The 13,609-nt window shown below is 65.2% G+C and carries 12 protein-coding genes; 4 read left to right on the top strand and 8 right to left on the bottom strand.

What is annotated here, in order from left to right; genetic code table 11:
• Positions 1-20: 20 nt before the first annotated feature.
• The 3 genes from L5G28_RS09990 to L5G28_RS09980 form a co-directional block, all read right to left on the bottom strand.
• Positions 21-1,448 (bottom strand): MFS transporter, encoded by a 1,428-nt coding sequence (locus tag L5G28_RS09990; RefSeq protein WP_237001560.1) that lies wholly within the window; start codon positions 1,446-1,448, stop codon positions 21-23.
• Positions 1,449-1,657: 209 nt separating this feature from the next.
• A complete protein-coding gene (locus tag L5G28_RS09985) occupies positions 1,658-2,191 on the bottom strand; it encodes a GNAT family N-acetyltransferase (RefSeq protein WP_237001407.1) in 534 nt (177 codons plus the stop codon).
• A gap of 81 nt (positions 2,192-2,272) precedes the next feature.
• Entirely contained in the window at positions 2,273-3,802 is a 1,530-nt protein-coding gene (locus tag L5G28_RS09980) for an acyl-CoA carboxylase subunit beta (RefSeq protein WP_237001406.1), read from the bottom strand.
• Positions 3,803-3,929: 127 nt separating this feature from the next.
• Between L5G28_RS09980 and L5G28_RS19425 the strand changes: the two genes are divergently transcribed.
• Positions 3,930-4,475: a sugar O-acetyltransferase gene (locus tag L5G28_RS19425; protein WP_308191965.1), complete on the top strand. Its 546-nt coding sequence runs from the start codon at positions 3,930-3,932 to the stop codon at positions 4,473-4,475.
• Between the two features lie 219 nt (positions 4,476-4,694).
• Here L5G28_RS19425 and L5G28_RS09970 read toward each other — a convergent pair whose 3' ends face one another.
• On the bottom strand, positions 4,695-5,516 hold the full coding sequence (locus L5G28_RS09970; RefSeq protein WP_237001405.1) for an ABC transporter permease: 822 nt from the start codon (positions 5,514-5,516) through the stop codon (positions 4,695-4,697).
• Positions 5,516-6,457, bottom strand: coding sequence for an ABC transporter ATP-binding protein (locus L5G28_RS09965; protein ID WP_237001404.1), 942 nt, complete (start codon positions 6,455-6,457; stop codon positions 5,516-5,518). The genes L5G28_RS09970 and L5G28_RS09965 overlap by 1 nt, the downstream gene beginning before the upstream one ends.
• 138 nt (positions 6,458-6,595) lie before the next feature.
• Here L5G28_RS09965 and L5G28_RS09960 point away from each other — a divergent pair, with 138 nt between their 5' ends.
• Complete coding sequence (locus L5G28_RS09960) at positions 6,596-6,916, top strand: hypothetical protein (RefSeq protein WP_372477207.1); 321 nt, start codon at positions 6,596-6,598, stop codon at positions 6,914-6,916.
• Positions 6,917-6,934: 18 nt separating this feature from the next.
• On the opposite strand, the gene L5G28_RS09955 is transcribed toward L5G28_RS09960, so the two are convergent.
• Both L5G28_RS09955 and L5G28_RS09950 read right to left on the bottom strand, forming a co-directional pair.
• On the bottom strand, positions 6,935-7,546 hold the full coding sequence (locus L5G28_RS09955; RefSeq protein WP_237001403.1) for a class I SAM-dependent methyltransferase: 612 nt from the start codon (positions 7,544-7,546) through the stop codon (positions 6,935-6,937).
• A gap of 149 nt (positions 7,547-7,695) precedes the next feature.
• Positions 7,696-8,319 (bottom strand): LGFP repeat-containing protein, encoded by a 624-nt coding sequence (locus L5G28_RS09950; RefSeq protein ID WP_237001402.1) that lies wholly within the window; start codon positions 8,317-8,319, stop codon positions 7,696-7,698.
• Between the two features lie 225 nt (positions 8,320-8,544).
• On the opposite strand from L5G28_RS09950, the gene L5G28_RS09945 reads away from it, so the two are divergent.
• Entirely contained in the window at positions 8,545-9,405 is an 861-nt protein-coding gene (locus L5G28_RS09945; protein WP_237001401.1) for an alpha/beta fold hydrolase, read from the top strand.
• Between the two features lie 136 nt (positions 9,406-9,541).
• Positions 9,542-10,984, top strand: a complete 1,443-nt coding sequence (locus L5G28_RS09940; RefSeq protein ID WP_372477206.1) for an MFS transporter — start codon at positions 9,542-9,544, stop codon at positions 10,982-10,984.
• A gap of 76 nt (positions 10,985-11,060) precedes the next feature.
• Here L5G28_RS09940 and L5G28_RS09935 read toward each other — a convergent pair whose 3' ends face one another.
• Positions 11,061-13,295 (bottom strand): NADP-dependent isocitrate dehydrogenase, encoded by a 2,235-nt coding sequence (locus tag L5G28_RS09935; protein WP_237001399.1) that lies wholly within the window; start codon positions 13,293-13,295, stop codon positions 11,061-11,063.
• Positions 13,296-13,609 lie beyond the last annotated feature (314 nt).

Raw genomic sequence — 13,609 nt, 5'->3', positions numbered from 1 at the left:
TGTCGGCCACCGGCCACGGTTCATGCCGGGGCCGGTGCGGCGTCGGTCGGTTCGTTGAGCGTACCGATCGGCTGACGGACATTGATCAAGAGACCCGTGATCACAGCGACTGCGGCGAGAATACCCGCGGCGACATAGAAGCCGACGCTCTCGCCGTGCACCAGGGCGAGAGCCTGCATGTGTGCGACGTCGTCGGGCCCTCGTATAGATCCTTTGTTGCTGGTGATGTAGGCACTCGCCGCATTGGCGGCCAACGTGTTCAGCAACGCGGTGCCGATGGCGCCGCCCACCTGCTGCGACGTGTTCACCATGGCCGAAGCGACACCGGCATCATGCGGTTCCACACCGAATGTCGCCAAATTCATCGCGGTCATGAACACGGTGCCCATCCCCATGCCGAGCATGAGCAGGGCCGGGAAGATCACACTCCAATATCGGGTGGAATCCGCCGATATCTGGGTGAAGAGCAACATTCCGCACGCGGCGAGAAGGGCGCCGGGGACCAAGAGATTTCTCGGCGGAACCCGCGTGATCAGCCGTGCCGCGATCTGCGTGGACCCGATCAACATACCGAGCACCATCGGAAGGAAGGCGACGCCCGCACTGAGCGGCGAATAGTGGTGCACGGTCTGCATGTACAACGTCAGGTACAGGAAGGAGCCGAACATCGCGATCACTGACAATCCGACGGCGAGGTATGCGCCGCCGCGAGCCCGATCGGTGATCACCCGGAGCGGTAGCAATGGATAGCTGCTCCTGGTCTGCCACGCGACGAACAGCGCCAGCAGGACCACAGCGGAGACGAGGCTCGCCACCGTCCCGGTGTCGGTCCAGCTGGTCTCCGACGCCCGACTGAACCCGTACACCACCGCGGCGAGGCCTGCGCCCGCCAGAATGACGCCGAGGATGTCGAGTTTCACCACGTGATCGTGATCTCGCGGTGGTTCCTTGATCTCCATGATGGCCCCGGCCAACGCAACGGCGGCGAACACGACGTTGATGTACATGGTCCAGCGCCAGTCCAGCACCTGCGTCAGCAGTCCGCCCAAGAGAAGGCCCACGGCCGCGCCGCCACCGGCGATGGCACCGAAGATGCCGAACGCACGTGCACGTTCTTTCGGAGTGGTGAACATGACGGTCAGCAACGACAGCGCGGCGGGAGCCAGCAACGCCCCGAATGCGCCCTGGAGCGCCCGCGCCCCGAACAGCATCGCTTCGTTGACTGCGGCGCCGCCCAGAGCGGAGGCGAACGCAAAACCCACGAGTCCGATCATGAGCGCACGTCGTCGGCCCCAGAGATCGGCGATCCTGCCGCCGAAGAGCAGCAGCGCGCCGAAGGCGAGCGCGTACGCGGTGATCAGCCACTGCTGATTCGCATCGCTGATGTTCAGATCGTGCTTCGCATACGGCAGAGCGATGTTCACGACGGTGCCGTCGAGCACCACCATCAATTGCGCAAGGCAGATGAACACCAGCGCCTTCCACCGCCGAGGGTCCGGACCTGCTCCGACTGGTTCGCTCGCAGACGTCACTGGTCTACTCGATTCTGTCGTCGTTGTTGAACTCGCCTGACGACGGTAGCGCTACCTCGGGCCAGGCGACAACACTTTTTCAACAACTATGGAAATTGTCCGATAATCAGAGCGGTATCGATGGGTCACACGTCGTCGAACGCCGCCGCGTAGCGGAAACCTCCAGCCTCGCCGTGGTACGCGGACAGCGTCCGCACCTGGAAGTAGTCGCCCCAAGACGCATCCGGAGCGACGACTCCCGTCGTCGCAGCCGGGACGAAGCCGAACCGGCCGTAGTATGCCGGTTCGCCGAGCAGCCCGACGATCGGGTTGCCCAGAGCGTCGGCCGCGCCGAGGACAGCGTGCATGAGGGCGCTGCCGACCCCGGAACTCTGCCGGTCGGGAGCCACGCTCAACGGGCCCAGGCCAGCGGCCGGCCTACCGTCCACCCACGCACGGGAGCACACGACGTGACCGATGACCTGTTCGCCGTCGACGGCTACCAACGACAGTTCTGGAATCCACTCGGACCCAGCGCGCAGGCTGTCGATCAGGGCCACTTCGCCCGGGTCCGCCCCTGGACCGCTGGGCGGTGCGCTGCGCTCGGCCTTCGTGAACGCTGCGGACGTCACCGAACGGATGGCGGGAACATCGGCGGTACGCTCTCTACGAATGATCATCCGAGGATCGTCGTACGACGGCGTCCGCCGGTCAACGCATTTACGCCCCACGAACGGGCGGCGCCGGTAGCGTGACGGCCGTCACGCGCGACTGATCGTCGCAACGATCAGGGCTCGCGTCGCGATCGGGTCGATCACGTCATCGATCTCGAAATGCCGTGCGGCGTTGAGCGCTTTCGCGTGGTCGCGCATCTCCGCCGTGGCACGGTGGACGACGTCTTCACGCTCGTCCGGTGGCATCGCCGCGAGTTGTTTGGCCATGCCGAGACGGACCGCGCCCTCCAACCCCATCGGCCCCAGGTGAGCGGTCGGCCACGCCGCGGTCATCAGGGGCCGATGGGTGCTGCCACCGAGCATCGCCTGCGCGCCGAGACCGTACCCGCGTCGCAGCACGATGCCGATCAACGGCGTCGTCAACCGAGCTCCCGCATTCACCATGCGCGACGCCTCCCGCACCAGTCCCCCGCGCTCGGCGTCGGGCCCGACCATGAACCCCGGGGTGTCGACCAACGACACCACGGGCAGACGCCACCGCTCGCACAGTTCGAGGAAGTCGGCCGCCTTGCGGGACGCATCCGCGGTGATCGCGCCTGCCTCATGAGTCGATTGGTTCGCGACGACCCCGACCGGGTGGCCGCCGATTCGCGCGAGCGCCGTGACCAGTTCGGGCGCGTACGCCGGACGCAGCCATGTGACGGTGTCCTCGTCCGCGATCGTCTCGACCACCGGGCAGACGTCGAAGGCTTCGCGGTCGTTGGCGGGCAACGCATCTCGCAGCAAGCCCTGTCGGCGGTCGTCGAGGACGGTCGTCGGCGCCGTCTGATCGAGGTATCCGATGATCCGTTTGACGACGGCGACCGCGTCGGCCTCGTCGTCGACGACGACGTCGAGCACACCGTTGGGCTCCTGATCGGAGACGGGCCCGATCTCCTCTGGCGCGAAGTCACCGAGTCCGCCGCCGGAGATCATCGCCGGGCCCGCCATCCCCAGATTGGCGTCCGGGGTGGCGATCCGCAGGTCCGCCGAACCCGCGAGCACCGCATTGCCCGCGAAGCATCGACCCGACACCACGGCGATGCGCGGCGTGGTCAGGGCGCCCCACAACGCAAACGATCCGACATCGAGCGCCGACACCATCGGCCAGTCGACGTCGCCGGGCCGTCCACCGCCGCCTTCGGTGAAGAACACCGTCGGCAGACTCATGCGGGTCGCGACCTCGATAAGCCGATCCGATTTGCGGTGACCACGCATGCCCTGCGTCCCGGCCATCACCAGGTAGTCGTACGAGAGAACTGCGCAGGCCCGGGCGCCGATGGTCGCAGTGCCGCCGATGATCCCGTCCGCCGGGCCGTCGAGGACCAGGTCCATGAGCCCCCGCGTACCTTCCTGAGCGGGCGTGACGAACCTCCCGTACTCGACGAACGACCCCTCGTCGACGAGATCGGCGATGTTTTCACGCGCCGTACGACGCCCCTTCGCGTGCCACGCCTCGACCTTCGCCTGCCGTGCCGCATCCGTCGTCAGATATCGGCGTGCCAGTACCTCGGACACACCGCTCGCCGGCTCCCAGTCCGGCAGGTTTCCCGTTTCGAAGTCTCGTCGCACGCTCATCCTCGCACTGTAGGACAGACCGACCCGGCCAGCCCGTCGTTGGTGCCGCGACGCGGCCGGGCGGAGTGTCGTCGCGCGTAGGTCGCGCGCGGCTGGCATCCTCGTCGGCATGCGCGAGGAACAACGGATGCCGACCCGAACTCCCGAATCCAAGGCGTTCGCGGCGCGCGTTCAGACCGTGATGGCGTTGTGTGCCGAACTCAACGCGTTGGCCTTCACCGACACGGCCGGCCGCGCCGCGAAGTTCACGCAGATCTTCGGGCGACCGGCCCCGGACTCGCTGTCGATTCTGCCGCCCTTCTACTCCGACTACGGCCTCCACACTTCGTTCGGCGACCGCGTGTTCATCAACCAGGGCTGCTTCCTACTCGACTACGGCGGCATCACCATCGGCGATCGGGTACTGATCGGCCCGCGCGTCACGCTGAGCACCTCCGGGCACCCCGTGGAGCCCGACGAACGATTCGACTACATCACCCACGCGCCGATCGTCATCGAAGACAACGTGTGGATCGGTGCGGGCGCCACCATCGCACCGGGTGTCACGATCGGCCACGACTCCGTGGTCGGTGCGGGCACGGTCGTCGCGAAGGACGTCCCCCCGTTGAGCGTCGTGACGGGCACGAACACAGTGGAACGACGGAAGCTGAACCCTCCGTCGTCTCGGCACTAGTGTCGCGTGTCGTTAATTCCTCGACGGTTGGTGGTGTTCCGCTGTGCAGCTGGCAAGGCGGAGGAGGAAGGGATACCGGTGGGTATCGCGACCGACGACAACGCCGCCAGATGTGCAGCGGGGCGCTGCCAACCATTAAGGAATTAGCGATACGAGGCACTAGCACACGTTGGCACTCGAACCGCTCCCCAGGAGCGGTTCGAGTGCCAACGCTGCGGCTTATACGTCGCGCCGGCGGAGCATCACCCACGCGACCGCTAGGACGGCAGCCACTTCGGCGGCGAACACGCCGAACCCGGGCCACGCCGACAGGAGATCCGGTGTGAACGGGACGGGAGTGGAGATGGCCTGCCCCGCGTTGCCCGGCATCAGCTTGCCGAGCCATTCTCCGAAAGCGCCCGGCACCATCATCACCATGTTGCCGAGGATCAGGATGACGGCGAGCACGACGGTGATGGTTCCCGCGGTGTGTCGCACGAGGAATCCGACTGCGACACCGAGCAGGGCGATGCCCGCCAGGAACAGGCCGCTGCCGTACATGGACCGCGCGACTGCGCCGTCGAACGACAACCCGATGCCTTGAGCATCGAGGAAATAGTTGCCCCCGAAGTATCCGAGCAGTGCGGTGTAGGTGCCGACGACGAACATCAACGAACTGACGAGCAGCGATTTCGCGAGCATCACCCGGCCTCGCGACGGGACGGCGGCGAATGTCGCCTGCACCATGCGGGTGCCGTACTCGTTGGTCACACAGAGCGCACCGATGACCACGGCGCAGATCTGGGCGACCATCATGCCCCACGTGATGAACGAACCGGGTGCCTCGTCGGCGGTGTCCGAGGCGAGCCATTCGGCGTTCGCGGCGCACAGGACGATGGTGAGACCGGCTCCGAGCACCACAGTGGCGCCGAGCGTCCACCAGGTGGAGCGGACCGAGAACAGTTTGATCCATTCCGCACGGAGCACGGCTCCGAATCCGGGAGCGGCGGACTCGGCGAACGTCGCGTCGACGCGCCGGGCCGGCATGGTTGCGGTAGTCATCAGAAGGCTCCTTCGAGCGTCGGTTCGGCTGCGGATCGGTCCAGGTGCGCGTGATATTCGACGGCGTCGGCGGTCAGGGTCATGAAAGCCTCCTCGAGTGAGGACTGCACCCCCGACAGTTCGTGGACGCGGACGCCCGCGTCGTACAGCACGTCGCCGACCGACGATGCGTTCACGTTGTCGATGCGCAGTTCGTCACCGACCGGGGCAGCGTTGAGTCCGGCCCGTGCGAGCGCTCGCCGGGCGTCGGCGGGTTCGGGAGTCCGCAGCCGTACATAGCTGGGGGCGTGATCGGTCATGAAGTCCGTCATGGACGCGTCCGCGAGAATCGTTCCCTGCCCGATGACGATGAGATGGTCAGCCATCAGGGACATCTCCGCCATGAGATGGGAGGAGACGAAGACGGTACGTCCCTCGTCGGCGAGTTGCCGACAGAGTCGCCGCACCCACCTGATGCCTTCGGAGTCGAGGCCGTTGACCGGCTCGTCGAGGATCACCACGGGCGGATCGCCGAGGAGCGCCGCCGCGATACCGAGTCGCTGACGCATGCCGAGAGAGAACTTGCCTGCCCGCGTCGCAGCCACGCCTTCGAGTCCGACATGGTCGAGGATCTGTCGTACCCGTGCATGCGAAATGCCGTTGCTCGCGGCAAGCCACCGCAGGTGTCCGAGCGCGGATCGGCCGGGATGCACCGCGTGAGCTTCGAGCAGTGCGCCGACTTCGCGCAGCGGCGCGGCCGACTCCGTGTACGGGTGACCGTTGACGGTGACCGAGCCGGAGGTGGGGCGATCCAATCCGAGGATCATCCGCATCGTCGTCGACTTACCGGCGCCGTTCGGTCCGAGGAACCCGGTCACCTTCCCCGGTTTCACCGTGAAGTCGATCCCGGCGACGGCGGCCTTATCGCCGTATCGTTTGGTCAGTTCGTGTGCTGAGATCATTGCCGGGCTCCGTCGTCGAGGTTCATCATCACGATGAAACTAACGCTGACCAGCAGGTACGCACATCCGGGAGCGCCCTGACCCCGACCCTGGTTCACATATCAGGGGTTTCCCGGGGCCGGTGGGCCGGATCATCTCGTGAAGGCTGCCAACAACGTCATCAGTCCCGGCGGCATGCGCCGCGACTGCGACGGGTTCGCCTGCACCGTCCGCGTACGCGTCATCCACGCTCACGTCCGCGTGGAAGATCTCTACCGGCTGACCTCCCCCGGGCCTGGCGCAGACGACATTGAGTTCGTCACCGCGCTCTCCTCGGGCGAGAAACTCCGCGTCATCGCGGCGAGCGGGCGTGACGAACTCGTCGCCCGCGGGTACCGGCAGCGTGACATCGAGATGGGACGCATGCGCTCTGCGTACGACGTTCGACACCAACTGGTCGACGACGCGCCCCAGGCCTGAGACCCGCAGTCCGGGACTCTAGGCACGACCGGGCGGACCGTAGGGTCTCCGCCAGAGCACCGAGTACCGGAACATGGGCAGACGCTGCCACGTCGCGCCGGGCAACTCGTCGAGAACGTCGCCTCTGACCTGTGTATAGGTCTGCGGTGGCGGCCAGACGGTCGGAGCTGAATGCTCCCAGTATCCGTTGCGCCAGGACAGCCAACGGTGTTGGAAGACTCCGGCGACCGCGTATGCGTAGTCGACTGGATTCGACGGCCGCGCGAGTCCCAGGATAACCAACACACCACCCGGCGCGGTCAGGTCCGCGAGGCGTCGGAGCGCCGCCCGCGGATCCGGCAGATGATGGAACGTCGCCACCGAGGCGACCACATCGAACGTGTCGAGCTCGTAATCCATGACGTCGCCACAGATCCAGCGCACCCCGTCGATCTCGTCGCGTGCCGACCCGAGAACATGCTCGTCGACGTCGATCGCGGTGACGTCCCCGATCCGTGTACGAAGATCGGCGGCGAGCAGTCCGTTACCGGTCCCGACGTCCAACGCCGACCGAGCATCGTCGGGTACTGCGTCGAGCACCACGCGGTGATAGTGGATGTTGTGGTTCCATCGTCCGTGCGCACCGGTCACGTGGCCGACGGTACACCAGCAATTTCACCAGAGTCGTTGGCGCATCTCCCCAATTCGCGCACAACCGCGATAAACCCCACCCGACTGGGATAAGCACAGAAATACCCCGCCTGCGGTCGCAGACGGGGCATTCCGGAGTCGAAATCCGATTACTCGGTGTCGACGACCTTACCGTCGACGGTGACCTCGACCTTCTGAGTCTTGGTGTTATAGGTGATCTCACCGTGCTCGAAGGTCGACTTCTTCATGTCGCCCTCTTCGGTCTCGTCGCTGGTCGGTGCGCCCAACGGACCCGCCGAGCCGCCTTCGCCGTCGTCGGACGGCTTGCCCGACTTGTCGCGGTCGACGTTCCACGCGTCGCGGATCTTGCCCCACGTGACGTAAGCGTTGTCGCCCTTCGCGGTGATGACGCCGCCGTCGAACTGCTGGAACGAGACGCCGTTCTCGCCCTTACCGGACGCATCTTCGCCGGTCATGGGCTTGCCGAGGTCCGTCTTCTGCTTCTCGGTCGCCGACGAGTACTTCGCGGCGATCGGGCCGGTCAGCGTGACCTTCGATCCGTCCGCAGCGTCGAGCGAGACATCCTCACTGTTCTCAGTTCCCGATGCCGAAGCCGACTCCGAACCGCTCATGTCGGCGGACTGCTCGGTGGCGGTGCCCGACGCCTTCGAAGCGTCGTCGTCCTTGTCGTCACTGCATCCTGCGGCGACCAGAGTCGTCACGGCCAGAGCCGCGATGATGCCGGCCGAGCGACGGCGCACGATCTTCGTCATTTGATCCCCTTCAATTCTCTGTCACATCCGGTTCAGGTGAATGCGTCAGCATTGACCCCGCAATGAGGATAGCGGGTATTACCGACCTCGTCACCGAACTACTAGGTTTCGATTTCGAAACATATTCAATCGAGGACCTCGCAAACCGGTCTCACCACCCCAAACAGGAGGCTATTCCGCCTATGTGTAGGTTTGAAATATCGAATGACAACTGAAGGAACACGAATGTCTGACATCTTGCCTGAGCCGTTTGTTCTCGACCGCGGGTCGATGCGGATAGCCGGCGACCGATGGGTCGCTCAGGCATCGTCGAAGGCTCCGATCATGCTGCTCCACGGCGGCGGACAGACACGCCATTCGTGGGATCGAAGCGCATCCGCACTCGCGGCGCGAGGCCGCGACGTCTACACGATCGACCTCCGAGGGCACGGCGACAGCAGTTGGGCGGCCGACGGCGACTACGGCATCGACGCGTTCGTCGGCGACCTCCGCCACATCATCGAGACGATCGGGCGGGCGCCGGTCCTCATCGGCGCGTCCCTCGGCGGAATCACCAGTCTGTGCACGGCGGGCGAACATTCGGGCACCGCTGCCGCCCTCGTGATGGTCGACGTCGTCGTCCACGTCGAACCCGAAGGCATCGACCGCATCAAGGCGTTCATGACCGACCACATCGACGGTTTCGCGACACTCGACGAAGTCGCCGATGCGGTCACCGACTACAACCCCGGGCGTGAACGCCCCAGGAACCTCGAAGGCCTCAAGAAGAACGTCCGACTCCACGACGACGGACGCTGGTACTGGCATTGGGATCCACAGTTCATCATGGCGTCCGGGAACGAACCCCGCCGCCACACCGATCCCGAACGACTCGGTGCCGCCGCACGACAGATCGACATCCCGACGCTGATCGTCCGGGGCGGACAATCGGACGTGGTCAGCGAAGCAGGCGTCGCCAAGATGCGTGACCTCGTCCCCCACGCCGACGTAGCCGACGTCAGCTCGGCAGGCCACATGGTGGCAGGCGACGACAACCAGGTGTTCGCCGCCGCCATCGACGACTTCCTCGACAAGTACGAGTTCTGACCTGCCCGTCCCCGCACCCCAGCGGAATCGAGACTCCTCGAGCCGGTGACGAGAGACACTGCCGAATCGGCGGATCGAGCGGCATGGAATGACGCGGGCAGGCCATAGGGTTGACGATGAATAGTTGTCTAGAAAGTTGAAAACCCTGACTACGTCACAACCGTACCCTCGGATCGCCGTCATAGTCCTGTGCGCGACAGGCATTGTCGTCTCGCTCATGCAGACGATCATCGTCCCGCTCATCCCCCAACTTCCCTCGCTCGTCAACACCACGTCGAACAACGCCTCCTGGGCGCTGACCATCACCCTGCTCGTCGGCGCTGTCGCGACACCGATCGCGGGCAGGCTCGGCGACATGGTGGGCAAACGGCGCGTGATGATCACCAACATGGGGTTCGTCGCGGTCGGCTCGATCATCTGCGCGTTGTCGACCGCACTGATTCCGTTTCTCGTGGGCCGAGCCCTCCAGGGCATCGGTATCGGCACGATCGCCGTCGGCATCAGCATCCTGCGCGACATCGTCCCGGCCAACCGACTCGGGGCGTCGGTCGGTGCCATGAGCGCGTCTCTCGGTGTGGGCGGTGCGCTCGGGCTGCCGTTCGCCGCGATCATCGCCGAACACGTCAGCTGGCACGCGCTCTTCTGGGTCAGCGCGGCGACCGCCCTCGCCGGCGCCGCCGGGCTTCGCCTGTACGTCCCGGAGAGCCCCGAACGTTCCGGCGGACAGTTCGACATGCTCGGCGCCGTCGGACTCACCGCGGTCCTCACGTTCGTGCTCCTGCCCGTGTCGAAGGGCGCCGAATGGGGTTGGAGCGCACCGATCACTGTCGGGCTGTTCGCCGCGTTCGTGGTCGCCTCCGTCGTCTGGTGGCGGTGGGAGCGACGCGCGAGCAACGCCCTCATCGACCTGGACGTGCTGACGAGCAGACCGATCATGTTGACGAACATTGCTTCGATCGCGACCGGCTTCGCGTTCTATGCGTCGCAGATGGCGCCGATCCAACTCCTGATGGCACCCACCGAGACGCCGGGCGGGGTCGGCATGAGCATGGTTCTCGCGAGTCTCGTCCTGATGCCGATGGGCGTGGTCATGTTCGGGTTCTCCTATGTCAGCGCATGGCTCACCGACCGCAGCGGCGCCCGCATCTCCCTCGCCCTCGGGGGCCTCGTGATCGGCGCAGGCTACGTGGTGTTCCTGCTCGCGTTGCAAGGCCCGTGGACCGTCAACTGGCTGTCCGTCCTGTTGTCCGGCGCGTTGGTCGGCGCGGGACTCGGTCTGGCCTACTCTGCGATGCCCGCCCTGATCATGCAGGTGGTCCCGACGTCGCAGACCGGCGAAGCCAACGGTGTCAACGCCCTGATGCGCGCCATCGGCACGTCGACGTCCACCGCGGTCGTCGGCATGGTGCTGACCGCGTCGACCGTCACGACGCACACGCGTGCGGGTGTCGTCGTGACACCGACGATCACCGCGTACTCGATCACGGTGCTCGTCTGCCTGGCGGTCTGTGTGGTCGCGTTCGTCAGCTCGATGGCCATCCCCAAAGCGAAGGGTCTCGTCGTCGACGACGTTCTCTGAGTCGGCCCCTGGCCCACGCGCGACACTACGAAAGCGACCCCCGAGGATTCTCGGGGGTCGCTTTCGTGGTGACAGGTCAGCCGCGAACCGATTCGAAGTCCGCGTTCAGCGTCGCACTCGGACGCATCGCGGCAACCATCTTCTCGACGTCCGCCTCGTAGTATCCACCGAGATCGACCGGGTTGCCCTGCACCGCGGACAGTTCGTCGATGATCATCTGCTGATCTGCGGCGAGCTTCTCGGCGAGCGGGGCGAAGTGCGCCGCCAGCTCGGCGTCGGCGGTCTGCGCGGCCAACTCCTGCGCCCAGTAGAGCGCGAGGTAGAACTGGCTGCCGCGGTTGTCGAGCTCACCGGTGGTGCGCGACGGCGACTTCCGGTTCGTCAGCAACTTGCCGGTCGCCGCGTCCAGGGTCTCGGCGAGAACCTTCGCCTTCGGATTGTCGTTCTTGCGGCCGAGGTCCTCCAGGCTCGCCGCGAGCGCGAGGAACTCACCGAGCGAATCCCACCGGAGGTGGTTCTCTTCGACGAGCTGCTTGACATGCTTGGGCGCACTGCCGCCCGCACCGGTCTCGTAGAGGCCGCCGCCCGCCATCAACGGGACAATGGACAGCATCTTGGCGCTGGTGCCCAGTTCCAGGATCGGGAAGAGGTCGGTGAGGTAGTCACGCAGGATGTTTCCGGTCACCGAAATCGTGTCGAGGCCGCGCCATGCGCGCTCGAGCGTGTACCGCATCGCGCGAACCTGCGACATGATCTGAATGTCCAGACCCTCGGTGTCGTGGTCCTGCAGGTACTTCTTGACCAGGGTGATCAGGTTGTTCTCGTGCGGGCGGTACGGATCCAACCAGAACACGGCAGGCATGCCCGACTCGCGCGAGCGGGTCACGGCGAGCTTCACCCAATCGCGAATCGGCGCATCCTTGACGATGCACATGCGCCAGATGTCACCCGCTTCGACGTTCTGCGACAGCAGGACCTCGCCGGTCGACGCGTCGACGATGTTGGCGATGCCGTCTTCGGGGATCTCGAAGGTCTTGTCGTGCGATCCGTACTCTTCCGCCTTCTGCGCCATGAGACCGACGTTGGGGACGGTGCCCATGGTGGTCGGGTCGAACGAGCCGTTGGTCTTGCAGAAGTTGATGATCTCCTGGTAGATGCGGGCGAACGTCGACTCCGGCATCACCGCTTTGGTGTCCTTCTTGCGACCGTCGGCGCCGTACATCTTTCCGCCGATGCGGATCATGGCGGGCATCGAGGCGTCCACGATCACGTCGCTCGGCGAATGGAAGTTCGAGATGCCCCGCGCCGAGTCGACCATGGCCAGTTCCGGCCGGTGCTCGTGGCAGCGGTGGAGGTCTTCGATGACCTCTTCCTTCTTCGACGCCGGCAGGGTCTCGATCTTCTCGTACAGGTCGGCCATACCGTTGTTGACGTTGACGCCGAGCTCGTCGAAAAGGTCACCGTGCTTGGCGAACGCGTCCTTGTAGAACACCTTGACGCAGTGACCGAATACGATCGGATGCGAGACCTTCATCATGGTGGCCTTGACGTGCAGCGAGAACATGACGCCGGTCTCCTTGGCGTCGTTGAGCTGCTCTTCGTAGAAGTCCAGGAGCGCCTTCTTGCTCATGAACATGCTGTCGATGACGTCACCGTCGTCGAGCGGCACGGTCTTCATGAGGTGCGTCTGACCGTCGGGCGTCACCACCTCCATGCGAGCCTCACACGCATGGTCCATGATCATCGACTTCTCGCCGGCGTAGAAGTCGCCGTGCGTCATGTGCGCGACATGCGACTGCGACGCCATCGACCACTTGCCCATGCTGTGCGGGTTCTCACGCGCGTACTCCTTGACTGCCTTCGGCGCGCGACGATCCGAGTTGCCTTCGCGCAGAACCGGGTTCACGGCGCTGCCGAGGCACGCCGAGTAGCGGTCGCGGATCTGCTCCTCTTCGGGAGTCTTCGGATCCTGCGGGAAGTCCGGTACCGCGAAACCCTTCTCCTGCAGTTCACGGATCGCGGCGTTCAACTGCGGCACCGACGCACTGATGTTCGGCAGCTTGATGATGTTGGTTTCCGGGGACTGCGTGAGACGACCCAGTTCGGCGAGGTTGTCGGGAACCTTCTGCTCGTCGGTCAGATAGTCCGGGAAGGTGGCCAGGATCCGAGAGGCGACCGAGATGTCGCTCGTCTCGACGTCGATTCCGGCGGGTTCGGCGAAGGTGCGGATGATCGGCAGGAACGCTTCGGTCGCCAGGCGAGGAGCCTCGTCCGTCAGCGTGTAGATGATCGTCTGCTTCGTGGAGGTCATTGGTGTCGCTGCCTCTTCTCGATCGTGTTCTTGTGGAACTCGTTGTATTCGTCGCTGACATTGTCCCGCTTGTTGTGACCTGGTGCGCCCGCTCCTCGATATTGCGAGGCAGCACACACACCGTTCGGTCACTGACCTGCGTCGCTTGCGGTAGGCAGCGGTACAGATCTGTCAGCGGATGTCAGATCGGTGAAATCGACTGGCGTCAACCGTCGATTCGCAGTGCCCGGGACGGCGTTGTCGAGCCGGACACTTCCACGAGAATCATACCCGCGAGACCGAACGATCCCTCGGCGGGTGAGCCGTGTCCGCGC

Source organism: Gordonia liuliyuniae (assembly GCF_021739025.1).
GTDB lineage: Bacteria > Actinomycetota > Actinomycetes > Mycobacteriales > Mycobacteriaceae > Gordonia > Gordonia liuliyuniae.
This window is presented reverse-complemented; position numbering and strand designations above follow the sequence as displayed.

Coding starts and splice junctions, on each gene's coding strand:
- L5G28_RS09990 (WP_237001560.1), bottom strand. CDS start 1,448: ATGGTGGTGCTCGACGGCACCGTCGTGAACATCGCTCTGCCGTATGCG.
- L5G28_RS09985 (WP_237001407.1), bottom strand. CDS start 2,191: ATGATCATTCGTAGAGAGCGTACCGCCGATGTTCCCGCCATCCGTTCG.
- L5G28_RS09980 (WP_237001406.1), bottom strand. CDS start 3,802: ATGAGCGTGCGACGAGACTTCGAAACGGGAAACCTGCCGGACTGGGAG.
- L5G28_RS19425 (WP_308191965.1), top strand. CDS start 3,930: ATGCCGACCCGAACTCCCGAATCCAAGGCGTTCGCGGCGCGCGTTCAG.
- L5G28_RS09970 (WP_237001405.1), bottom strand. CDS start 5,516: ATGACTACCGCAACCATGCCGGCCCGGCGCGTCGACGCGACGTTCGCC.
- L5G28_RS09965 (WP_237001404.1), bottom strand. CDS start 6,457: ATGATCTCAGCACACGAACTGACCAAACGATACGGCGATAAGGCCGCC.
- L5G28_RS09950 (WP_237001402.1), bottom strand. CDS start 8,319: ATGACGAAGATCGTGCGCCGTCGCTCGGCCGGCATCATCGCGGCTCTG.
- L5G28_RS09945 (WP_237001401.1), top strand. CDS start 8,545: ATGTCTGACATCTTGCCTGAGCCGTTTGTTCTCGACCGCGGGTCGATG.
- L5G28_RS09935 (WP_237001399.1), bottom strand. CDS start 13,295: ATGACCTCCACGAAGCAGACGATCATCTACACGCTGACGGACGAGGCT.